Source organism: Gardnerella sp. DNF00038 (assembly GCF_049262855.1).
Lineage (GTDB): Bacteria > Actinomycetota > Actinomycetes > Actinomycetales > Bifidobacteriaceae > Bifidobacterium > Bifidobacterium vaginale.
The window spans coordinates 1,202,448-1,224,856 of the sequence record NZ_CP058407.1 but is presented as its reverse complement, the minus strand read 5'-3'; the positions used below and the strand labels follow the sequence as shown (position 1 = coordinate 1,224,856).

22 protein-coding genes are annotated in these 22,409 nt (G+C 47.2%); 16 read left to right on the top strand and 6 right to left on the bottom strand.

The window, feature by feature from the left end:
• Positions 1 to 14: 14 nt before the first annotated feature.
• Together ffh and cysS are read right to left on the bottom strand one after the other, a co-directional pair.
• Positions 15 to 1,715: a signal recognition particle protein gene (ffh, locus tag HXT19_RS04840; RefSeq protein ID WP_004117337.1), complete on the bottom strand. Its 1,701-nt coding sequence runs from the start codon at positions 1,713 to 1,715 to the stop codon at positions 15 to 17.
• Between the two features lie 72 nt (positions 1,716 to 1,787).
• A complete protein-coding gene (cysS, locus tag HXT19_RS04835; protein WP_422119647.1) occupies positions 1,788 to 3,377 on the bottom strand; it encodes a cysteine--tRNA ligase in 1,590 nt (529 codons plus the stop codon).
• 139 nt (positions 3,378 to 3,516) lie between these two features.
• On the opposite strand from cysS, the gene HXT19_RS04830 reads away from it, so the two are divergent.
• Positions 3,517 to 3,864: a DUF3039 domain-containing protein gene (locus tag HXT19_RS04830; protein ID WP_004113460.1), complete on the top strand. Its 348-nt coding sequence runs from the start codon at positions 3,517 to 3,519 to the stop codon at positions 3,862 to 3,864.
• Here HXT19_RS04830 and HXT19_RS04825 read toward each other — a convergent pair.
• Positions 3,861 to 5,270, bottom strand: a complete 1,410-nt coding sequence (locus HXT19_RS04825; protein ID WP_009994867.1) for a nicotinate phosphoribosyltransferase — start codon at positions 5,268 to 5,270, stop codon at positions 3,861 to 3,863. The two genes, HXT19_RS04830 and HXT19_RS04825, sit on opposite strands and share 4 nt — an antisense overlap.
• Positions 5,271 to 5,589: 319 nt before the next feature.
• Between HXT19_RS04825 and coaD the strand changes: the two genes are divergently transcribed.
• From coaD to HXT19_RS04795, 6 genes are all read left to right on the top strand, one after another.
• The gene (gene coaD, locus HXT19_RS04820; protein ID WP_014554409.1) at positions 5,590 to 6,159 is read left to right on the top strand and encodes a pantetheine-phosphate adenylyltransferase; all 570 of its coding nucleotides are present in this window, start codon (positions 5,590 to 5,592) and stop codon (positions 6,157 to 6,159) included.
• 73 nt (positions 6,160 to 6,232) lie between these two features.
• Positions 6,233 to 7,162, top strand: a complete 930-nt coding sequence (locus HXT19_RS04815; RefSeq protein ID WP_048730162.1) for a hypothetical protein — start codon at positions 6,233 to 6,235, stop codon at positions 7,160 to 7,162.
• 2 nt (positions 7,163 to 7,164) lie between these two features.
• On the top strand, positions 7,165 to 7,806 hold the full coding sequence (locus tag HXT19_RS04810; protein WP_422119646.1) for a YceD family protein: 642 nt from the start codon (positions 7,165 to 7,167) through the stop codon (positions 7,804 to 7,806).
• A 590-nt stretch (positions 7,807 to 8,396) separates the two neighbouring features.
• Entirely contained in the window at positions 8,397 to 8,591 is a 195-nt protein-coding gene (gene rpmF, locus HXT19_RS04805) for a 50S ribosomal protein L32 (protein WP_004113441.1), read from the top strand.
• Between the two features lie 110 nt (positions 8,592 to 8,701).
• Complete coding sequence (rnc, locus tag HXT19_RS04800) at positions 8,702 to 9,598, top strand: ribonuclease III (RefSeq protein WP_004117354.1); 897 nt, start codon at positions 8,702 to 8,704, stop codon at positions 9,596 to 9,598.
• A 42-nt stretch (positions 9,599 to 9,640) separates the two neighbouring features.
• Positions 9,641 to 10,714, top strand: a complete 1,074-nt coding sequence (locus tag HXT19_RS04795; protein ID WP_422118603.1) for a tyrosine recombinase XerC — start codon at positions 9,641 to 9,643, stop codon at positions 10,712 to 10,714.
• 9 nt (positions 10,715 to 10,723) lie between these two features.
• Here the strand turns inward: HXT19_RS04795 and HXT19_RS04790 are convergent, their stop codons facing one another.
• On the bottom strand, positions 10,724 to 10,984 hold the full coding sequence (locus HXT19_RS04790) for a Txe/YoeB family addiction module toxin (protein ID WP_004113436.1): 261 nt from the start codon (positions 10,982 to 10,984) through the stop codon (positions 10,724 to 10,726).
• Positions 10,977 to 11,240 (bottom strand): type II toxin-antitoxin system RelB/DinJ family antitoxin, encoded by a 264-nt coding sequence (locus HXT19_RS04785; RefSeq protein ID WP_004113434.1) that lies wholly within the window; start codon positions 11,238 to 11,240, stop codon positions 10,977 to 10,979. The genes HXT19_RS04790 and HXT19_RS04785 overlap by 8 nt, the downstream gene beginning before the upstream one ends.
• 232 nt (positions 11,241 to 11,472) lie before the next feature.
• Between HXT19_RS04785 and sufB the strand changes: the two genes are divergently transcribed.
• The 9 genes from sufB (at position 11,473) to HXT19_RS04740 (ending at position 21,713) form a co-directional block, all read left to right on the top strand.
• The gene (sufB, locus tag HXT19_RS04780) at positions 11,473 to 13,032 is read left to right on the top strand and encodes a Fe-S cluster assembly protein SufB (RefSeq protein ID WP_004117361.1); all 1,560 of its coding nucleotides are present in this window, start codon (positions 11,473 to 11,475) and stop codon (positions 13,030 to 13,032) included.
• Positions 13,032 to 14,321, top strand: a complete 1,290-nt coding sequence (gene sufD, locus HXT19_RS04775; RefSeq protein ID WP_004117366.1) for a Fe-S cluster assembly protein SufD — start codon at positions 13,032 to 13,034, stop codon at positions 14,319 to 14,321. Before sufB ends, sufD begins: the two co-directional genes overlap by 1 nt.
• A gap of 9 nt (positions 14,322 to 14,330) precedes the next feature.
• Positions 14,331 to 15,107: a Fe-S cluster assembly ATPase SufC gene (gene sufC / locus HXT19_RS04770; protein WP_004113429.1), complete on the top strand. Its 777-nt coding sequence runs from the start codon at positions 14,331 to 14,333 to the stop codon at positions 15,105 to 15,107.
• Between the two features lie 82 nt (positions 15,108 to 15,189).
• Complete coding sequence (gene typA / locus HXT19_RS04765; protein WP_004114597.1) at positions 15,190 to 17,112, top strand: translational GTPase TypA; 1,923 nt, start codon at positions 15,190 to 15,192, stop codon at positions 17,110 to 17,112.
• A 9-nt stretch (positions 17,113 to 17,121) separates the two neighbouring features.
• Entirely contained in the window at positions 17,122 to 17,556 is a 435-nt protein-coding gene (locus HXT19_RS04760; RefSeq protein WP_248898488.1) for an alcohol dehydrogenase, read from the top strand.
• 130 nt (positions 17,557 to 17,686) lie between these two features.
• Positions 17,687 to 18,715 carry a prephenate dehydratase gene (locus HXT19_RS04755; protein WP_422119645.1) on the top strand — a complete coding sequence of 343 codons (1,029 nt, stop codon included), beginning with the start codon at positions 17,687 to 17,689 and terminating at the stop codon, positions 18,713 to 18,715.
• Complete coding sequence (locus HXT19_RS04750; protein WP_422119644.1) at positions 18,709 to 19,773, top strand: prephenate dehydrogenase; 1,065 nt, start codon at positions 18,709 to 18,711, stop codon at positions 19,771 to 19,773. Before HXT19_RS04755 ends, HXT19_RS04750 begins: the two co-directional genes overlap by 7 nt.
• 27 nt (positions 19,774 to 19,800) lie before the next feature.
• On the top strand, positions 19,801 to 20,820 hold the full coding sequence (locus tag HXT19_RS04745) for a site-specific tyrosine recombinase (protein ID WP_415691135.1): 1,020 nt from the start codon (positions 19,801 to 19,803) through the stop codon (positions 20,818 to 20,820).
• A gap of 53 nt (positions 20,821 to 20,873) precedes the next feature.
• A complete protein-coding gene (locus HXT19_RS04740; protein ID WP_004113420.1) occupies positions 20,874 to 21,713 on the top strand; it encodes a ParA family protein in 840 nt (279 codons plus the stop codon).
• Positions 21,714 to 21,952: 239 nt separating this feature from the next.
• On the opposite strand, the gene HXT19_RS04735 is transcribed toward HXT19_RS04740, so the two are convergent.
• Positions 21,953 to 22,270 (bottom strand): DUF6725 family protein, encoded by a 318-nt coding sequence (locus tag HXT19_RS04735; RefSeq protein WP_004117380.1) that lies wholly within the window; start codon positions 22,268 to 22,270, stop codon positions 21,953 to 21,955.
• Positions 22,271 to 22,409: the final 139 nt, after the last annotated feature.

The following is a 22,409-nucleotide window of genomic DNA, read 5'->3' as shown; positions in this document are numbered from 1 at the left end:
TCGTATTATTCGCGTTATCTGCCGAAAAGACCTGCGAGTCCGCCGCCCAAATTAGGCGGTAAATCAGGCATTTCGTCAGCAAAGTCACCTTCGCCACTCATAAGATTTTGAAGATTTTCTGGCAAATTATTAGGCAAATCCTGCTTCTTCTTCATAAAAGCAGACTCGCCATTCGCGTCATCATTTGCACTATTCGCAGAAGAATTTCCAGACAAGCGTTCTCTAAGCGCGCGCTCCTCGGCCTCGCGACGCATAGGATTACCAGACTTTCCGCCCTTCTTCTTGCTCTTCTTGTCTTTACGCTTAGACTTTCCGCCAGGACCGCCAAACCCAGGCATTCCGCCCATTCCAGGCATTCCTGCGCCGCCGCCATTGCTCATGCGCTTCATCATTTTAGCTGCTTGCTCAAAGCGTTGCAAAAGCGCATTCACTGCAGAAACTGGAACGCCTGCGCCAGCTGCAATGCGCGCGCGCCTAGAACCATCAATAATCTTGGTGTCTTTGCGCTCTTTAGGCGTCATCGAACGAATAATAGCTTCCGTGCGGTCTATCTCGCGGTCATCAAACTGCTCAAGTTCCTGTCTGTGCGCTGCCATTCCAGGCATCATACCAAGAATCTTCTTCATAGAACCAAGCTTTTTAACCTGCTGAAGCTGATCCAAAAAGTCGTCTAGTCCAAAAGTTCCTTCAGATATTTTAGCGGCAGCTTTTCTAGACTCTTCCTCGTCAAACTGTTTTTGCGCATTCTCAATAAGCGTTAGAATATCGCCCATGTCGAGGATTCTTGAAGCCATTCTATCTGGATGGAAAATCTCAAAATCCTTCAAACCTTCGCCAGTAGAGGCGAACAAAATCGGCTTTCCCGTAACGCTTGCAACAGATAATGCAGCGCCGCCTCGTGCATCGCCATCTAACTTAGAAAGCACAACACCCGTAAAGTCAACGCCCTCGTTAAAAGCTTGAGCCGTACGAACAGCGTCCTGACCAATCATGGCGTCTATAACAAACAGAATTTCTTGCGGATTAACAGCATCGCGAATCTCGCGCGCCTGCTGCATAAGAGCATCGTCCACGCCAAGGCGACCAGCGGTATCGATAATAACCGTGTCGTACATTTTTGCGCGCGCGTAGTCAATAGAATCTCGCGCAACTTTAACAGGGTCCCCAGTGGCTAAACCAGCCGAAACAACTTCGCTGCCGCCGTCACTTTGCACGCCTCGCTCTGGCGCAAAAATCGCCACACCTGCACGCTCTGCAACAACCTCAAGCTGCGTAACAGCGTTAGGACGTTGCAAATCCGCCGCAACAAGCAAAGGCGTATGACCCGAATCCTTAAGCCAGTAGCCCAACTTTCCAGCGAGCGTTGTTTTACCAGCGCCTTGCAAACCAGCAAGCATGATTACAGTTGGTGGATATTTTGCAAAATTCAGCGGTCTATCAACGCCTGAACCCAAAACGTTTGTAAGCTCGTCGTTTACAATTCGCACAACTTGCTGAGCAGGATTCAGTGCGCTAGAAACTTCCTCGCCTAGTGCGCGCTCGCGAATTTTAGCAGTAAACGATCGCACAACATCTAGAGCTACGTCTGCGTCTAAAAGCGCACGACGAATTTCACGAATCGTGCCGTCGATGTCTGCGTCGGATAATTTCCCTTTTCTGCGCAAGTGTTTGAATGCGCCAGAAAGTCTTTCTGTTAACGAACTAAATGCTGCCATAATTGCTCTATTCTACAGGTTGTTTGGAATGTTTTGTTGTATTGCTTTTTATCATGTTTACATTGCTTTTACTTAAGACAAATGCCACGATGACCCTTGTGCGCAATCTTCGATTACAACGCCAGCGGCGGTTAAAGAGTCGCGAATCGCGTCTGCGCGTGCAAAATCCTTAGCTGCGCGTGCAATAGCCCTTTGTTCAAGCTGATTTGCAATCAAAGATTCAAGAACCTTATGCTCCGCGTTTGCGCCATTATTCGCACCTAAATCTTGCGATTTTTGCGAAAGATTGCGCCATTGTGGAGAATAAGGGTCTAGTCCAAGAGTGTCTAGCATTGCACGAACTTGCAAAACACAAGTCTTAATAAGGCTTTTAATGCCGTTGCTTTGATTTTCGTTTTGATTTTGCGCATAGTCATCCAAAAGCGCGTTACCAGAGCGAATCGCAGTAAAAATCGCAGCCAACGCGCCCGAAACGTTAATATCGTCGTTCATAGCTTTAGTAAAATCTTTTGGAAGATTATCTGCATCAACGCTTTGAACTTCCGCATAATCTGGCTGATTTTCGATTACGCGATTTGCGCGCTCGAGGAAGTTAGATATGCGATCATAAGCAGATTGTGCCTCGGTCAAAGATTGATCCGACCACTCAAGCATTGCGCGGTACTGCACGCCGCCTAGCGCGTATCGCACGACCCACGCGGATTTTTGAGCTAAAACAGATGGAACAGAAAGACCGTTTCCAAGGGATTTGCTCATTTTTTCGCCCTTAGATGTAACCCACGCGGAGTGCATCCACACGTTTGCACTCTTCCATCCAGCAGCGAGTGTTTGTGCCATCTCGTTTTCGTGGTGTGGGAAGCGCAAGTCTAGTCCGCCGCCGTGAATGTCGAAGGAATCGCCAAGATAGCGGTGGCTCATTGCTGAGCATTCAATGTGCCAACCTGGGCGTCCTGCTCCAAACGGCGTGTTCCAGCGCGCGTCTTTTTGGTCAAAATCGCAAGGTGCTTTCCAAAGTGCAAAATCGCGAGCATCATGCTTATCTGGGCTTGCGTCAGCAGGGTCAACTGGATTGTATTTGTCGGCTTTGCTGGATTTGTCGTCGCTATTGCTGCCGTCTGAATTACCATTTTGATGTGTTAGAGCGCCGTAATCTTGCCAGCTTGGCACACTAAAATACACGTTTCCAGTAGGATTTCCATTTGCGTCTGTTATTGCGTATGCATGACCGCGATCAATAAGGCGTTGTATAAGCTCCACCATATCGTTTATGTGACCAGTTGCGCGCGGCTCCACTGTTGGCGGCATAACGCCAAGAGTGTCGTAAGCTTTAGTGAACTCGCGCTCGTAAATGTAGGCGCGCTGCCACCATGTTTGGCCATTTTCGCTAGCTTTTTTGATGATTTTATCGTCAATATCTGTAACATTTCTAACAAAAGTGACAGTGTAGCCAAGGCGCAAAAGCCATCGGCGAACAACGTCGAAGGCGATTGCGGCGCGAATATGACCTATATGAGGCGAGCTTTGCACAGTCGCGCCACACACGTACATTCCAACGTGGCCAGGAGTAACCGTTGTAAACTCGCTAGTGTTGTGCGTTGCCGTGTTATATAGGCGCAATTGTGCGGCTGCTGATGTAAGAGTTCTGTTCGTATTTTCAAGCATAATCTCAATTATATGTTTAGCTAATAACTCACGCGTTAAGCTCGAAGTTGTCGATTCGAGTATTTGTTGCGATTATGACTTATGCTTGTATAAACATGAGTCGCAATCAACAAAGCGCGATTTGTACGAAAGGGATGCAATGACGTTTTCAAATGATTCAAAGTATAGCGAAGATCCAAACGCTGCTAATTTGAACGCTGTTATGGAAGACGATTCACAAAGCCTCCCAGATTCTGGGTCTAGCACAAGCACGAGCGTACTTGAAAAGCCAGAGGTAGATGAATCAGCGCGAATGGACGATGGTGGTGATGCAGACCGCTTTGCACACTACGTTTCCAAGGATCGCGTAATCGAATCGCGACTAACTGGCCGTCCTGTTGTAGCACTGTGCGGAAAAGTATGGATTCCAAAGCGCGAAGCTAACGACTATCCTGTTTGCCCAGAGTGCAAAAAAATCTACGAAGAGATGAACAATCTGGGCTTTTAGCCTAAAACGTTGATTTCTGTAGGAATAGCAGGGTCGCCACGCATAAGACTTTGAGCAGAAATCGGAAGTCTGCTAAGTGCTCTAGCACAATAGTCCTGTGCTCGCATAATTGCGTCATGACCCATAAACTCCGTATTAAATTCGCCATTTTGCACGTAGTCAACTAGCAAATCTTCCCAAGAATCTTGCGGCTTAAAAGTCGCGAGGACACTCTCCGAGCCAGAAATTACATGCTCACAATCGGCTACGCCATTGCTAGCCACGCCGCCATTTGCACCGCCGCTAAAATCGTAGGAACGGTACGCAAGCTTACGCCCTGGAACAGTCGCCTTATTCTTAGACTTCTTAGCAACAGGTTGCATAACTCCATCCGCGCCTTCACGTTCTGTGAGTTTATAAACCATTGCGCAAGTAGGCGCGCCCGAACCTGTAACAAGCATTGTTCCAATGCCGTAGGAATCGACTGGCGCATTTTGCAAAGACGCAAGCGCATACTCGTCCAAATCGTTCGTAACCGTGATTTTAGTATTTTTAGCACCCAACGCATCGAGCTGTGCGCGAACGCGACGAGCCATAACGCACAAATCGCCCGAATCAATGCGTACGCCGCCAAGATCCGCACCAGCAACTTGCACGGCGGTTTTAACAGCCTCTTCTACGTTGTATGTGTCTACAAGCAACGTTGTTCCTTTTCCGAGTGCTGCAATTTGTGACTCAAAGGCATCGCGCTCCGAATCGTGCACAAGCGTAAAGCAATGCGCGGCCGTTCCAATCGCCTTAAGCCCGTAAAGCTTTGCCGCAAGCAGGTTTGCCGTGCCTTTAAAACCGCCGATTACCGCCGCGCGAGAAGCAGCCACAGCCGACCACTCGTTTGTGCGCCTGCCACCCATATCCATGCACGGCCTTCCAGCAGACGCGGAAACCATGCGTGCGGCGGCGCTCGCCACTGCGCAATCGTAGTTAAGCACGGAAAGTAGCAACGTTTCTAGCAACGTGCACTCGCCAAAAGTGCCTTCAACTTGCAAAATCGGCGAATCTGGGAAGAACATTTCGCCTTCTCTGTAACCGCGGATTTTGCCGCTAAAATGGTAGTTTTCTAGCCATTTAATGGTGTCTTTGCTTACAATTTTGCGGTCTTGCAAAAATCGCAAGTCATCGTCGCTAAAGTGGAATCGCGCTAGCTCCTCTAGGATTCTGCCTGTGCCTGCTACCACTCCGTAGCGGCGGCCTTGAGGAAGGTGCCTAGTAAAAATCTCAAAAACGCATTTGCGATTTGCTGTTCCGTCTTTTAGTGCTGCGTCGAGCATTGTGTACTCGTACATGTCTGTCATGAGTACGGAAGAGTTTGTGTAAGACTTTACTTCAGACTTTGCTTCGGACTTTGAGAAATCAAAAGAATCAAGCATTTTCAATCCTTTCTTGCGATTTTAGTAATCAAACTTAAAGCGCGTTCTTTACGACTTTTATAAGCGACTTTTACCTGCAGCCAATCATAGTCCTACGCCTATCTACTATTAGTGCGTGGGGATTCTCGATTTTTCGCCGCGCGAATCGACGACTTCGAGCTGCGTATTTTGCCCGTGTTTGTTTATCAAAACGTCAAATATGGGAACAAACGCGGGGAAAAAGAAACACAATCAGGAAAAATAGGCTTATGTCTAGCTTATGTATAGCTCATGCCTGATTCGTGTCAGACTCGTGTCAGATTCGTGGTAATCTAAAAGCATGACTATAGCTGTTTGCCCAGGCTCCTACGATCCCGTTACAGCCGGACACTTAGACGTGATACAACGTTGTACGCATCTCTTTAAAGAAGTGCATGTTTTGGTGGCTGTTAACGCGGCAAAAACGCCAATGTTTTCCGAATCGGAGCGTGTGGATATTATTCGCAATGCTGTTAAAAACCTAAAAAATGATTTTCCAGTCGGGGAATTTGCTCCACCTTTATGCGGAGCAGCACAGTCGCCAGCGTGCAAAATAGTTGTTGCCTCAACAGATGGTCTTATCACAGATTATTGCAAAAAAGTCGGCGCAACCGTAATAGTTAAAGGATTGCGCCAAAATGGTGACTATGAGGCGGAGCTTGGAATGGCTCTGGTTAATCGCAAGCTTGCTGGGATAGAAACCATGTTCCTGCCTGCAGACCCTATTTTGGAACATGTTTCTAGCTCCGTTGTAAAAGATGTTGCTCGTCACGGCGGAGACGTTTCGGGAATGGTGCCAGATAATGTGGTTCCACTTTTACAGAACGTTTTTTCTAAAACAATTGCAATATCACAAAAATACGTACAATAAAGTCATAAAATTAAAATAATAAAATAAAATTATTAGGAGAAACAGAGAGCAGCTACTTAGCGAAGGAGAAAAAATGAGCGAAAACGAAGACGACACAATGGAAAGCCAAGTATCGGCAAATCGCAGCCAAAAGTTGCCATTAAATCCAGTGATTGCAAACAACGATGATTCGCCCAGTGCTGCTTTTGAAGCTTACGACGCAGTGCCTGCGGCAAATAAGACTAAGGATGATAGTGCTGGCGATTCTACGGTTGCTGGCGATTCTTCTGCTGATTCTGCGGCTGCTGGCGATAATGCGCAAAACTTGTTCCCAATGCCAGATTTGCGTGAACGCGAAGACGGTGGTGCAATAGAATTTGAAGATGAAAAAGAAAACGTGTTTAAAGCCGCTAATCCGCAAACAGTAAGCGAAGAAGTGCGAACAAAGTCGCGTGAAGAATTCACAACAGTTTACGACATAATCGACACAATGGAAACCACATTAAATGAAGCAAAAGGCGTGCTGTTTTCTGCTGGAATGGCAAAGATTGATCGCGAAGAATTCGGCGACTACTTATCTAGGTTAAAAGACATGCTACCAGTGCAACTTGAGCGCGCGAGTGCATTAATGCGAGAGGCAGAGAGACGCTTGCGCACAGCTCAGGCTCAAGCAAATTCAATCGTAAGTTCTGCGCAAAGCCAGGCTGCTCAGATGATTGAAGAAGCACAAGAGAGAGCTAAATTCTTGGCTGGGCAAGAAAACGTGGTCGCCATCGCAAGAAATCAGGCGAGAGGAATCGTAAACGAGGCGCAGGCAAAGTCTGATAAACTCACGCGTGGTGCGGATCAGTACAGTGCTACGGTTATGGAAGGTTTAAAACAGCAGTTAGACAAGCTAGAGCAGGATGTTCAAGCAGGTCAGCGAGTTCTAGAAGAACGCAGGCGTGCGGCGGCGCATGTGCAAGACGAGATTAACAGACAAGTTAATGGAGAAGTTGTAAACGAAAGCGAAGAAAGGAACTAAAAATGGCATCGCATCCCTCCCAGTCTTTATGGGCGGTACCAGTTGCGCAAATGGCGGCACGAGCAGGAAGTAGCATGCAATTGCATCGCGTTTTCCCGGCGCCAGAAGGTATAGGAGACAGCGTTATTGGCGTGAAGCCAGGGAGCGATGTTACAGTAGACGGCAACTTTGATTCCGTAGTGGATGGGCTTATGTTCCAGGGTACGATTACAGCGCGCGTACACGCAGAGTGCTCTAGATGCCTGATGCCGTTGCATAGGGATTGGAGTGTTGATGTGTGCGCGTTCTTTGCACAGGTGGAAAGCAAGGGTGGTGCGCGTTCCAATAATTCTAAATCTAATAGATCTAATGGCGATAATGATGATTTAGAAGATGCTGATATTTGGGACGAGGGCGACGATTCTGGAAACGTGTATCCACTGGTTGGCGGAGGCGACTTTGCTGATATCGAGGCATTGATTAGGGACACAATGGTTAGCGAGCTGCCGCTTAAACCTTTGTGTGAGCCAGATTGCAAGGGCCTTTGCTCGCAATGCGGAGAAAACTTGAACGAACATCCAGATCATCATCACGATATTACGGATATTCGGTTTGCGGCGCTTGAAGGACTTAAGCAAAAGCTTGAATCACAACAATCTGCCTGAATAAAATCCTTGTTTGTTGTTGTGTGAGGGCTGGGTGTTTCTTGTCTCACAACGCTCTGCCTATTACGTGTTGTCTGTTGTTGCGGTTGTTCCGTTTTGGCTTTGATTCTGTTTTTGGATTGAGGTTTGTTTGTAGTGGTTGATCATTTGGATTATTTGGTATCGGCTGCCGCTCTTATACTGTTCGACCAAGAATCACCCAGCCCTCTTACGTGCTTGAACAATTGCGTAGCTTTCATCACCGAGATTCTCGATTTTTCTTGCTCTCTCGGCGAGTCACCATTTCATGCTGAGGCTCGCCTCGCTAGCTGCGAAAAACCTCGAATCTCTACCTTACTTGCGCTTTGACTGAGCTTGAAATTGCATAACGCATTTCAAGCTCCTTCAAAGCGTGATTTGGCTCAAATGTAAAGTCCAGTGGACTTTACATGCCAAATCAGCCGAGCGGCTACTAATAGCCGCGAGGAATAGAGCGCTGTAACGCGCGAACGACGACCTGCCATGTAGTGTGTTTCTGAATAATGTATGGCGCTTGCTGTAATATACAGAACGCTTAAGCTCAATCGGTTGAACGAAATAGAGGAAAGATTATGGCACTGCCAAAGTACAAGACCTCGCGCGCTAATACTCATTCGCGTCGCGCCAATTGGAAGGCTTCTGCCGTGCAGACTATTACCTGCCCGAACTGCGGTTCGCCAGCGTTGTCTCACATGGCTTGCCCAACCTGCGGTAACTTCCGCGGTCGCGTGTATCGCGAAGCAATTCGCTCTGCGCACACCAAGTAGGTTGTATTTTAAAAGAACCCTGCCATCGACGGGTGGCAGGGTTCTTGTGTTTTTGCACGCTTTTATTGAGCTTGAAATTGCATGAGGTTGTAAATCAACGACTTCAACGCATGCGCTATAATGTTGAAAATATGAGTGGGAACAATACAAAAGATCAGCATGACATTCAAGATGATGTAAAAAATGACGTTCAAAATCGCAATTATCAGAACCCAAATCATCCAGAAAATGCTAGAACTAGCAGCATAGGTGTTACGCGTTCTAAAGACGGACATACTCATGATGGTGACCCTACTCAGGAGCTTTTACGCGCGCTCGGTACTACGATTTCGCCAGATTTACTTGTTGAGGCGCTCACTCATCGCTCGTTTTCGCACGAGCATCCAGGCACTAAAAACTACGAGCGTCTAGAGTTTTTGGGAGACGCTGTTTTGGAGCTTGTTTCTACAGAAACGCTGTTTTCTGCTCACCCAGATATGACGGAAGGTCAGTTGGCTAAGCTTCGCGCTAAGGCTGTTTCGGAGTGGGCTTTGAGCGCGGTTGCGCGAGATAAGTTGCACGTTGGACCGTATATTCTTTTGGGTCATGGCGAGATGGAGCATGGAGGCGCTCAAAAAGACTCGATTTTGTGCGATATTGTTGAGGCGCTTATTGGCGCGACTTTTGTTGAGCATGGCATTGACGAGGCGCGCGCTGTAGTGCATCGTTTGATTGACGACACTTTGGCGGAGGTTCTTACAGAAGGTCCTGCTCTGGATTGGAAGACTTCGCTTACGGTTTTGGCGCACGAGATGGGGCTTGACGAGCCGCAATATAGGATGTCGGTTTCTGGCCCAGATTATGCGCCCGTGTTCCATGCGCGCGCGGTTTTGGCACACGAAAGCGGCGACGAGCTGTTGGGTGAGGCGGATGGTTCTAGCAAGCGCAAGGCTCAGCTTGCTGCTGCAGATAAAGCTTGGCACGTGTTGGATAGAAGGCGTAAGTCTAGCGGAGAAAGCGGTAATTAGAGCTTTCTGATTGCTGTGATATAGGCGATTTGAGGCGGTTCTATGGCTAGCAGTCGTAATAATAATGATTTATTATTTGACGATGGTTTGGTATCGTCAACGGAAGCTTCCGACTTATCCGATCGGTATATTGATTATTTGCGTTCAAATAAAGGCCTTGGAAGTCGCACTCTTCGCGCATATAGGGTAGATGTTTTGCAATGCCTTGAATGGTGTGGTGTAAACGATCTTTCTGATTTAAATTCTGTGTCTACAAGCGTTCTGCGTCAATGGATGTATTGGCTTAATAAGAATCACGCGCGCTCTAGTTTGGCTCGCAAAGTAGTGGCTGTGCGCGGCTTTTTTGCATGGACTACACACGTTGGTTTGATTAGCGCAAATCCTGCGCAAATTCTTAATACACCTAAAATTGTTAATGAGCTTCCTACGGTTTTAGACGAGGCGCAAGCGGAAAAGTTATTGGATTGTGCTGAGGATCGTTCTGAAGATTATGCTGTGGATAAGTCGCCAGCAACCGAGCATCAAGAAAATACACCACTAAAGTCGCAAATAAAAATGCGAATAAAATCTAAAATAAAATCTCAAACAAAAACGAAACAAGAGTATGTAATCGCACTCAGAAATGCTGCGATTTTAGAGCTTTTATATGCCACGGGCATGCGTGTGGGGGAGCTTACGGGTCTTAATGTGCAAGATATGGATTTTGAAAATCACACTGTAAAAGTTACAGGTAAGGGAAACAAGCAGCGTGTAGTACCATTCGGTGTTCCTGCTGCAAAAGCGTGTAAAAAGTGGCTTGACTGTGGGAGAAGTGCGCTGCAAGAAAAATCTGCCGTAAACTCGCAAGCGCTGTTTTTGGGCGCGCGAGCAAAGCGCATTGACCAGCGCATTGTTAGGAGCATTGTTCACGAGGCTGCAGCTGCTGCAAACGTGCCAGATGTTGCGCCGCACGCGCTTCGCCACAGTGCTGCAACACATATGCTCAACGGGGGAGCGGACCTTCGCGAGGTTCAGGAGCTTTTGGGGCATTCGTCGCTTAACACAACGCAGCGCTACACGCACGTTTCTATTCAGGCTCTTAAACAGCGTTACTCGCAAGCCTTCCCGCGTGCGTAGATTTTGCGATCATCTATCATAATGTGAACCGCACTGAACTATTCTCATTATGTTTCCATCGATTCGGTAAACTATTCTGTTACAGTCATCAATCCGTCTACTCCAGTATCCAGAAAAATCACCTTTCAGAGGTTCTGGTTTACCTATGCCGTTATATCCGTTGCGATCAATATCTTTAAGAAGCTGAAGGATCCTCTTAAGAGTTTTCTTATCTTGCTTAGACCAGTACTCAAAGTCTTCCCACGCTTCATCTGTCCAGGCTTTAATCATCGAGCGGAACCTCGTGTATAGTGCCGCCTGTTTCTTCCATGTGTGCTATGGATTTTTTAAGACGACTTATATTCTCCGGATTGTAAAACGGATCTGCTGAAACTTCGAATGGTATTCTGTGTTCTCTTCCAACTTTCTTAGCAAATATTGTGAATGCTGCACTCATTGAAAGCCCTAGTTCTCGGCAAACATTTTCCATAAGTCGTTTATCGTCTGCATTTAGCTTGAAATTAATGTTCACTGTATTTGTTGTCATCTAAATTACCACCTTTCTAAATAAGATTTTAATAAAAATGCAATAAAAAATAAAGTATTTTTCTTTATTTTCATTTATACAGACAAGGTTTATGCAGAGAATGTAAAGATGTGATTTGAGTCACGTTTGGTGGCAAAATGGTGGCAAAATCGCGCAAAGTCAAAAATCTCGGAGCGTGCGTTGCGTGGCTAAATGTATAATCGATTTATAAGCTTGATAGGAGGGTAAAACAGTGGTTGATGATTCAAATAAGCCTGAATCAAGCGCATCATTGAATGAGAATGCAGCAAATCAAAACGACTCCAGCACGCCAGAATCCAGCGCGGCAGACGTTGAAATGAGCCAGTACGTGGCAGATCGCGCTCGCGTAAACGAAGATAAAATTCGCCAAGACGAGCAGATTGTTGCTGAATTTGGCGAGTACAATTACGGCTGGCATGATTCGGATGCGGCAGGCGAAGCTGCAAAGAAGGGCATTGACGAGTCGGTTGTTCGCGCAATTTCCGCAGACAAACACGAGCCAGAGTGGATGCTAAACCTTCGTTTGCAAGGCTACCGCGCGTTTTTGCAAAAGCCGATGCCTGATTGGGGAGTGGATTTAAGCGGTTTTGACGCAGACGATTTTAAATACTACGTGCGCCCTGTTCATGATCAAGCGAAAACTTGGGATGATTTGCCAGAAGATATTCGCAAAACTTACGATAGGCTTGGCATTCCAGAGGCGGAGAAAAAGCGTTTAGTTTCAGGCGTTGCAGCACAGTACGAGTCGGAAGTTATTTACAATTCGATTCGCGAGGATTTAGCATCTCAAGGCGTGATTTTTGTTGATACGGATACAGCAGTTCAAAAGTATCCAGAGCTTGTAAAAAAGTATTTTGCAACTGTGATTCCAGTTGACGACAACAAGTTTGCGGCTCTTAACACAGCGGCTTGGAGTGGCGGATCGTTTGTGTACGTGCCAAAAGGCGTGCATGTAGATATTCCGCTTCAGGCTTACTTCCGCATTAACACGCCAAACATGGGTCAGTTTGAGCGCACGTTGATTATTGCAGACGAAGGATCGTACGTGCATTACGTTGAAGGTTGCACAGCTCCGATCTATTCCACGGACTCGCTCCACGCTGCAAACGTTGAGATTGTTGTAGAAAAGCATGCGCGCGTGCGCTACACAACCGTGCAAAATTGGTCAAATAACGTGTACAACTTGGTAACTCAGCGAGCTTACGTGCGCGAAGGCGGCACAATGGAGTGGGTTGATGGAAACATTGGCTCCAAGGCTACTATGAAGTATCCTGCATGCATTCTTGCTGAGCCGTACGCAAAAGCAGAAACCATGTCTTTGAGCTTTGCGGGCCGCGGTCAGTACCAAGATACGGGTGCGAAGATGATTCATTTGGCTCCGCACACGAGTTCTACGATTGTTGCTAAGTCGATTTCGCGCGGCGGTGGACGCTCTGCTTACCGCGGTCTTGTGAAGATTGTTAAGGGCGCTAGCGGCTCTAGCTCTTCAGTTGTGTGCGACGCTTTGCTTGTTGACGATTTTTCAAGGTCCGACACTTATCCGCATGTTGACGTGCGCGAAGATAACGTTTCGATGGCTCACGAGGCCACTGTTTCCAAGGTTTCCGAAGATCAGCTTTTCTACTTGATGAGTCGAGGGCTGGAAGAAAAAGAGGCTATGGGAATGATTGTGCGCGGCTTTGTGGAGCCGATTAGTCGCCAGTTGCCGATGGAGTATGCTCTGGAGCTTAATCGTCTTGTGGAATTGCAAATGGAAGGATCCGTGGGGTGATGAGCGAAGATCTGAAAAAGAATTTAGGCAATAAAATGACGGAAAAAGAAATTAATATTCCTGTAGCAGACCCTAATGATCCTTACGCGGTTCCTGCTGCAATGCCTTCTAGTGCAGATAAATCCGTGCGCTCTTTTAATGTGCAAGACTTTACGATTCCAACTAGGAAGCAGGAAGATTGGCGATACACTCCAGTTGAGCGAATTTCCGAGTTCTTTGATAGTTTTAAGCCGTCTAACAACGTTGCTGTGGAGCTAAAAGGTGTTGATGGCGATTCGCATGTAACGATGCAAATTTTGCCTAAAAACGAGGCTCCGCATACAGAGATGAAGCCTTCGGATCGCGTGGCTGCTGTTGCGTGGAATTCTGCAAAGTCGGCGTACGTTTTGCATGTTTGTGGCGAAGTTACAAAGCCAATAATATTGCAAATTCACGGAAACAACTTGCAATCGCTAGACGCTGCGAAGTCACTTGACGCATTGCACTTAGTGATTGAAGCTGATTCTTACACAAACGCGGATATTATCGTAGAACACACAGGAGTTGCAAAGCTTGCTGAAGGCGTAGAAATCATTCTTGGAGATAACGCGCATGTTTCTACAACGTTCATTCAAGAGTGGGATTCAGGCAGCAAACACGTTGGAAATCATAGGATTCACGTTGGGCAGGGTGCTTCGCTTCGTCACACAATGGTCACGCTTGGCGGAGACGTTGTGCGAATCCGCATGGATCAGGATTTTGGTGGCGAAAAGGGCGATTTAAACATGCTTGGCATGTATTTTGTGGATCCAGGCGAGCATGTTGAGCATCGTACGATGGTTGTGCACAATCACCCAGAATGCAAGTCGCGAGTAGTGTATAAGGGCGCGCTTTACGGCAAGGGAGCGCATTCTACATGGGTTGGAAACGCGCTTATTAAGCCAGAAGCTCCAGGCACGGATTCGTACGAGTTGAACAGAAACTTGGTGCTAACTCCTGGCGCGATTGCCGATTCGGAGCCAAATCTAGAAATCGAAAATGGAAATATTATTGGCGCAGGTCATGCAAGTTCTGTCGGCAGATTCGACGACGAGGAGCTGTTTTACTTGCAATCTCGCGGAGTAAGCGAAGCGGATGCTAGGAAGCTTGTTGTGCGCGGATTCTTTAACGAGCTTATTGAGGAGATTGGCGTGCCGCAAATCGTAGATCATTTGATGGCTGCGATTGAGAGGCGTTTAGCTAAGACGGAAGAATCGCAAGCAGCCGCAGAATCTGTAAATGCGGAAAAATCGCCAGAAACCGAAGAATAGGAGATAAACATGTCAACTTTAGAAATCAAGGATTTGTACGCGTCTGTAGAAACAAAAGAGGGACGCAAGCAAATCTTAAAGGGCGTAAATCTTACAGTTAATTCTGGCGAAACGCACGCGATTATGGGTCCGAATGGCTCTGGAAAATCTACTCTCGCATACACTTTGGCAGGTCACCCAAAGTACGAAGTGGATTCGGGTCAGGTGCTTCTAGACGGCGAAGATATTTTGAAGATGACTCCAGACGAGCGCGCAAAAGCTGGGCTGTTTCTTGCAATGCAATACCCGGTAGAGGTACCTGGCGTTTCGATGACGAACTTTTTGCGCACAGCAAAAACAGAAGTGAGCGGCGAGGCTCCGACTTTGCGCGCGTGGGTTAAAGAGCTTAACGAAGCAATGAAGCGCTTAAGAATGGACCCAAAGTTTGCATCTCGTTCTGTAAACGAGGGATTTTCGGGCGGCGAGAAAAAGCGCGCGGAAGTTTTGCAACTAGAGATTTTAAAGCCAAAGTTTGCGATTTTAGACGAGACGGATTCTGGTCTAGACGTGGATGCTTTGCGAATTGTTTCGGAAGGCGTAAATCGCGCCAAAGAAAGCACTGGTTTGGGAATTATGATGGTTACGCATTACACGCGAATCCTAAAGTACATTAAGCCAGATATTGTTCACGTTTTTGCGCAAGGTCACTTTGTAAAGACGGCAGGACCGGAGCTTGCAGACGAGTTGGAAGAAGAAGGATACGACAAGTATTTGCCAGAAGGTGCCAGCGAATCTGCGATTGCGTGAATCTGCGATTGCATAAGCGGCGTGTCTAAAGCCGCGAGTAAACTCGTCTAGGTTTGGCTAAATAAAACGGAAGAGGTTTGTAATGACTGTTCGCGGTGATATTAGAAATGTGGCAATCGTAGCGCACGTTGATCATGGTAAAACAACGCTCGTAAATGCCATGCTTCAGCAGTCGCACGTATTCTCTGAGCGAGAAGAAGTGCCAGACCGCGTAATGGACTCCAACGACCTTGAGCGCGAAAAAGGCATCACCATTCTTGCCAAGAACACTGCTGTGCAATACACTGGCCCGCTCGCAGAAAAGTACGGTCACCCAGAGGGAATTACAATCAACGTAATCGATACCCCAGGTCACGCCGACTTTGGTGGCGAAGTAGAGCGCGGCATCTCCATGGTTGATGGCGTTGTGCTGCTTGTTGACGCTTCCGAAGGCCCACTTCCACAAACTCGATTCGTTCTACGTAAGGCTCTTGAGGCAAAGTTGCCAGTGATTTTGTGCGTTAACAAAACGGATCGTCCAGATGCGCGTATTGACGAGGTTGTGAGCGAAGCTACAGATTTGCTTCTCGGTCTTGCACAAGACGTTGTTGAAGAAGGAATCGACCTAGATATTGATTCGCTTCTTGATTTGCCTGTTATTTATTGCGCTGCAAAAGCTGGCTATGCATCCTTGAATCAGCCAGAAAACGGCGGTTTGCCAGACAATGATAATTTGGAGCCTCTTTTTGACTCCATTATTTCCAACATTCCAGCACCAGAGTACGAGGAAGGCGCACCTCTTCAGGCGCACGTTGCAAACATCGATTCTTCCGACTTCCTTGGCCGCTTAGGCTTAGTGCGAATCTACAATGGCACTTTGGAAAAGGGTAAGACTTACGGGCTTTCTCGTGTAGACGGCTCTATTGAAAACTTCCGTGTTTCTGAGCTTTTGCGCACGCAAGGCTTGGAGCGAACTCCTGTTGCATCTGCAGGTCCTGGAGATATTGTTGCAGTTGCAGGCGTTAATGACATTATGATTGGCGAGACGATTGTAGATCAGAACGATCCAAAGCCTCTTCCATTGATTCACGTTGACGACCCAGCTATCTCCATGACTTTCGGCATTAACGATTCGCCGCTTGCTGGCACAGAAGGTAAGGATCACAAGCTTACAGCGCGCATGATTAAAGATAGGCTTGATCGCGAGCTTATTGGTAACGTGTCTATTAAGGTTCTTCCAACAGACCGCCCAGATGCTTGGGAAGTTCAGGGTCGTGGCGAGTTGGCGTTGGCAGTTTTGGCGGAGCAAATGCGTCGCGAAGGCTACGAGCTTACAGTTGGTCGTCCTCAAGTTGTTACTAAGACGATTGACGGCCAAATTAACGAGCCTATGGAAAACACTACGATTGATGTTCCAGAAGAATACATGGGTACTGTTACGCAGCTTATGGCGGATCGCAAGGGTCGCATGGATTCTATGAGCAATCACGGATCTGGCTGGATTCGCTTGCAATTTACTGTTCCTTCTCGCGGTCTTATTGGCTTCCGCACAGCTCTTCTTTCTGCGACTCGCGGAACGGGAATCGCAAGCTCTATTTCTGCAGGCTATGCTCCATGGGCTGGTCAGATTGTAACTCGTCAAAACGGCTCCATGGTTTGCGATCGTAAGGGTGTTGCAACGCCTTATGCTATGCAGCGTTTGCAGGCGCGTGGCGTGTTCTTTGTGGATCCGCAAAGCCCTGTGTACGAAGGTCAAATCGTTGGTATTAACAATAAGCCAGACGAGTTGGACGTTAACATTACGCTTGCTAAGCATATGACTAACATGCGTTCTTCTACAGCAGATGTGCTTGAGACTTTGACTCCACCAATTAAGATGAGCTTGGAAGAGTCGCTTGACTTTGCTAACGAAGATGAGTGTGTGGAAGTTACGCCTGAGTCGATTCGCGTGCGCAAGATCATTTTGAGCCGTGATGAATGGTATAAGTGGCGTGCTAAGCAGCGTCGTCAAAATAATGCTGCGTGATTCCTTAAAATGATGTTTAACATAAAGTCGCATTCCGTGCTATTTGCTAGCAAGTGTGCGGCTTTATGCGTTTTGGCGGCATTTTGCGCGGTTTTGGGCACTTTTGCGCATCGAATGGGCGCTATGTACAACTTTCCGTACGGTCTTGTAATCGCGCTTTTGCTTGTTACTTTGAGCGCGTGTTTTGCTTGCATGCTTTGTGGCATGTTTGGCTTTATTTTGCACGCAATTGTGTGCTGTTCGGTTGTGTGGATGATTGCGCTTGGATGGTTTAGGATTTTTGGCGCGTTTCGAGGCGTGCTTGTTGCCGTTGGCTTTGGCGTGGATAATCTTCCGTGGATTGCGCAAAATGCTGGATATTTTTGGCTTTATGGTATTATCATCGCTCACGTAGTTTTGCTTTGTATGCCTAATAAATTCTTTATTATTTCTGGTGCTAAATAAGTGGTGCTAAATAAGTGGTGCTAAATCAATGTAAGGTAGTCTTACTTACAGTCTTATATAGTCAGTCTTATAGTCTTAAAGTCTTACAATCTTAAAATCTTACAATCTTAAAGTAGTTTGAGGAATAGTCATGAATAGCAATATAGTCATGAATAGTAATAAGAACAGTAATAATGCCCGCAAATTATGTTATTTAGGACCAGAAGGTTCTTTTACTCATCAAGCTGCTTTAAAAGTTAAAGAACAATGTAAATCGTTAGGTGCTTTGCGTCTTATTCCAACTGCGTGTGAGAATGTTTGTAATATTGCTAGTGAAATTGAAGATTGTCACGATTTGGGTATTATTGCGTGGGAAAACAATATTGAAGGTGTAGTAATACCTAATTTAGATTTATTAATTGATGCAAAAAATATGGTTGGCATTGCTCGCTTGGGTGTTGATATAAGTTTTGATGCTGTTGTTTGCCAGTCGGATTCAATCGATAACTGTTCGACTATTGTTGCTCACCCTCACGCGTTGGCACAATGCCGTAAGTTTGCTCAAAAGCATGGATTGAAAGAAAAAACTGCGTCTTCAAACGCTGCTGCTTGTAGGGATTTAGTTAATGGCGAAGTTGCTTTGTGCCCTAAAATTTGTGCTGATTTATACAATAGGCGGATTGTGAGTGAAGCTGTTGAAGATTTTTCTGGCGCGCGCACTGAGTTTTTAGTGTTAGCTCCTAGAGATGAGGCTTTCAATTTTGTTAGTATGCATCGCGAATGCTATTCATCTTTTTCTTCGATTATTGCTTTTATTCCGCGTTCTACAGGTGCTGGAGTTCTGGCAAATTTGCTTGATGTTGTGCGCGATCATGGTCTTAATATGACTTCTTTTATGTCTAGGCCGATTAAAGGTCAGGATGGTTTATATAGTTTTATTGCAACTGTTGATTCTGCTCCTTGGGATTCTACGTGTAAAGCTATGATTCAAGAAGTTGTTGAACATGGTGATTGGGTTCGAGTTTTAGCAGTGTATCCTTCTGATAATAGAGATAATCCGGTTATGAATGATTGGATGCTGCCTAATGGCGGAGTGTGTATTGATGCTCCAGGCGATGCTTCAGTTGATGCTTTGAGCGCTTTGAACGTAATGCATGCAGAAAGAGAATTATTATGGTAGAAGATGCTGGATTTTCTCAAAAATTTTCTGTTGGTATTGTTGGACTTGGACTTATTGGCGGATCAATCGCAAAGCGTTTGGCTGCGACTGGCTCCTGCAAAGTGTACGCGTATAATCGCCATCAAACAATGTATAAAGAGGCGAGGGCGCTTGGAATCACTTGCGTTGAAAGCGTTGCGGATCTTGCGCGCATGCAGCCAAATGTTTTGATTTTGTGCAATTCGCTTGCCTCTATGCCAGAAGTTCTTGGCGAGATTTCGCGCGGAATCAACAAACAGCACACAACTTTGACGGATGTTGGTAGCGTTAAGGGGCTTGTGCGCGAGCAGGTTAAGGCAGCGGGGCTTGGTGATTGCTATATTGGCGCGCATCCTATGGCTGGCAGCGAGTTTACGGGTTGGCAGGCGTCTAGCGCGCAGCTGCTGGACGGCGCGCTTTGGGCAGTTAGCGTTGATGAGAGCAGTGATTTTTGGCGGTTTTGCGCGGTTTTGCGCGTTATTGTGTCGTTGTGTGGCAATCGCGCGCTTGTGTTGAACGATTCTATACACGACGCTTCGGCGGCGCTGATTTCGCACATGCCGCACGTTGTTTCTACAGCGCTGGCGAACGTTTTGTGCGGAAGCGAAAATCGCAATGTTGCGTTGCAAATGTCGGCTGGTTCTTGGCGAGATATGACGCGAGTTGCGCTTACGGACCCGAATCGCACGCGTGCGATGGTTGCGGAAAATCGGCGAAATGTGGCGGATTTGCTTGGAAGCGTGATTGAGGAGTTGAGTTTTGCGAAGAAGATGCTTGAGGAGAGCGATGGCGATTCTGCGGTTGCTAGCGATGAGCGCGCGTTTTTTGCTAAGGCTGATTCTTGGCGCGAATATAAGTATAAGGAGCGCGCGGTTGCTTGCGATGAGTCGGCTGGCGATTTGCGCGAGCTTCGATTTGCGCTTGATTGTGCAGGTGATTGGCAAAGTCAGCTGATTCAAAGTGCGCAAAGCGGCGAGCAGATTGTTGGCGTGGCGTTTAGTGACTCTGCGGTTGCTTGCGCATTACGCAACTCGAAGTAGTAGATTCGAGCGGCATATAATTGACATATGACCGAATCGCAGCAATCGCCATTTTCCCCAAAAATCCAGCAGTTTCTAAACCACATAAGCGTGGAGCGCGGGCTTTCGCCAAAAACCGTTGAAGCTTACGAGTCGGATCTTACAAAATACACGAACTGGCTGCGCGAAGCCCGAAAAATAAACGATGTTAATGAAATCACGCAACTAGATATTGAAGAATACGTGCGCGCAATGTCATCACAAGCAATGTCATCGCAAAACTTAGGACCTCGCACGATTGCGCGGCGAATCGCAAGCATCCACGAGTGGAACAAATTCATGCTTTCCAACGCGCAAATCGCAAGCGACCCTTCTGCAGAAGTCAAAGCGCCAAAGCAAGCGGAGCATCTTCCAGACGTGCTCAGCATTAGCGAAGTGGAGCGCGTAATCGATGCTGCTGGCGGATTTGGTAGCACGGATGCCGTCTCGCTTCGAGACCGTGCGCTTGTGGAATTTTTGTACGCGACTGGCGCGCGCGTGAGCGAGGCGGTTGGACTAAAATTCGAGGATATTGATTTGACGGAATCAGTTGTGCGGCTTAGTGGCAAGGGACAAAAGCAGAGACTCGTGCCGATTGGAAAGTGCGCGGTACGTGCGTTGCGCGATTATTTAGCTAACGCAAGACCTATTCTTGCAAGTCGCGCGCAAAAGTCGCCAGCAACCGCAAAGTCGCAAGTAAAGTCGCGACTCAAGTCACCCTTAAACTCATCGTCAAAATCTGCTAATACTCACGTGATTTTCCTCAACAAACGTGGCAAATCGCTGTCTCGCCAATCCGCGTGGGAGGCGATTTCGCGCGCTGGCAAAATGGCTAAAATTGGCAAAGAATTGCATCCTCACACGCTTCGACATTCATTTGCAACGCATTTGATTTCAGGGGGCGCCGATGTTCGCACTGTGCAGGAGCTGCTTGGGCATGCGTCCGTTACAACAACGCAAATTTACACGCATATAAGTCCAGATGCGCTTATGGAGGCGTATGTTATGAGCCATCCGCGTGCGAGATAGCTTCACAACGACGCATCGATTCACTGAACATACCTTTTGATAAACTGGAGCGTATGCCTACTGATTTACTTGGACGCGAATATGAGACTTTCCGCGCGCCCGATGCGCTTACAACGCACGGTCCTGCGCGCATTATTGCTATGTGTAACCAGAAGGGTGGCGTTGGTAAAACTACCAGCTCCATCAATATCGCTGGTGCACTGAGTCAATACGGTAGGCGAGTTTTAATTGTTGACTTCGATCCGCAAGGCGCTGCAACGGTGGGGCTTGGGATTAATGCGAACGCGCTTGATAACACGGTTTATACGGCGCTTTTTGATTCTTCTGTAGACGTGCACGATGTGATTCGTCACACTGCCACCGAAAACATTGACGTTATGCCTGCAAACATTGATCTTTCTGCTGCAGAGGTGCAGCTTGTTACCGAGGTTGGTCGCGAGCAGATTTTGGCTGGCGTGTTGCGCAAAGTTCGTAACGAATACGACGTTATTATTATTGACTGCCAGCCTTCGCTTGGCTTGCTCACTGTAAACGCGCTTACGGCGGCGGATGGTGTGATTATTCCTGTTGCTGCGGAGTTCTTTGCGCTTAGAGGCGTGGCGCTGCTTATGCAGTCGATTGAAAAAGTGCAGCACAGAATTAACCCAGATTTGCAAGTGTTTGGCGTGCTCGTTACTATGTTTACGCGCACTTTGCATAGCGAAGAGGTTTTGCAAAGGATTTACGAGGCTTTCCAGGGGCGCGTGCTGCATTCTGTTATTTCGCGTTCGATTAAGCTGCCGGATTCTACTGTTGCTGCGGTTCCGATTACGATTTTTGCTCCTGAGCATAAGACTGCTAAGGAGTATCGCGAGGTTGCGCGCGAGCTGATTTCTAACGGCGTTGTTGAATAGCGCTTTGCGTGACGATCTGCCTTCGCATTGCGCTGTAGTGCGCGAACGATATTTCCGCTTTTTGTTGTTGATTTTGTGGTTTTGAGCTACAAAGTCGGGAAAACTTTCCGCTTTTTGTTGCTCGACACGCCAATTAGAGCAACATTCTCTCGCGCGACGACCTGCCTTTTTGCTTAAAGCGTAGCACGCGGTACGACACGCTGAAATTCAGTACAATCGCACTACATAGCTTGCGTAGATTAGCTGCGATGTTTGCGCTCGGGCACGGGCTTTAATCGCACGATTGTGCGCGCGTCGATGAACATTTCTTGCTCGGGTCGGCTTCCGTTTGCTGCCGCGTCTCGCATAAGATGCAATGTTGCGCCGTCCCAGCTTATTACGTGACCAATCGCGTCGTGGTATTCGATTTTTTGCGCGCTGCCATTGCCTGTTTGAGCATTGTCATTGTTTGCTTGCTCGCTGCCAGCTGTTTCTGTTCTGCCATTGTTTGTTTGTGCGTTGCAATTGGTTTGCGATCTTTCTCCGCCGCCTAATTGCGCGACTTTGTATGTTCGCACAACAATTCGTGCGCCAACTGGTATAAACTCTGGCAGAATCTGCCGCCTAATTAAGCTAATCGTAGTGCTGCCTTCCGTGTTATTTGTGTATTCGCGTTATTTGCCGTGTGTTTTGCTTTGACTTTGTTAATTGTATCGC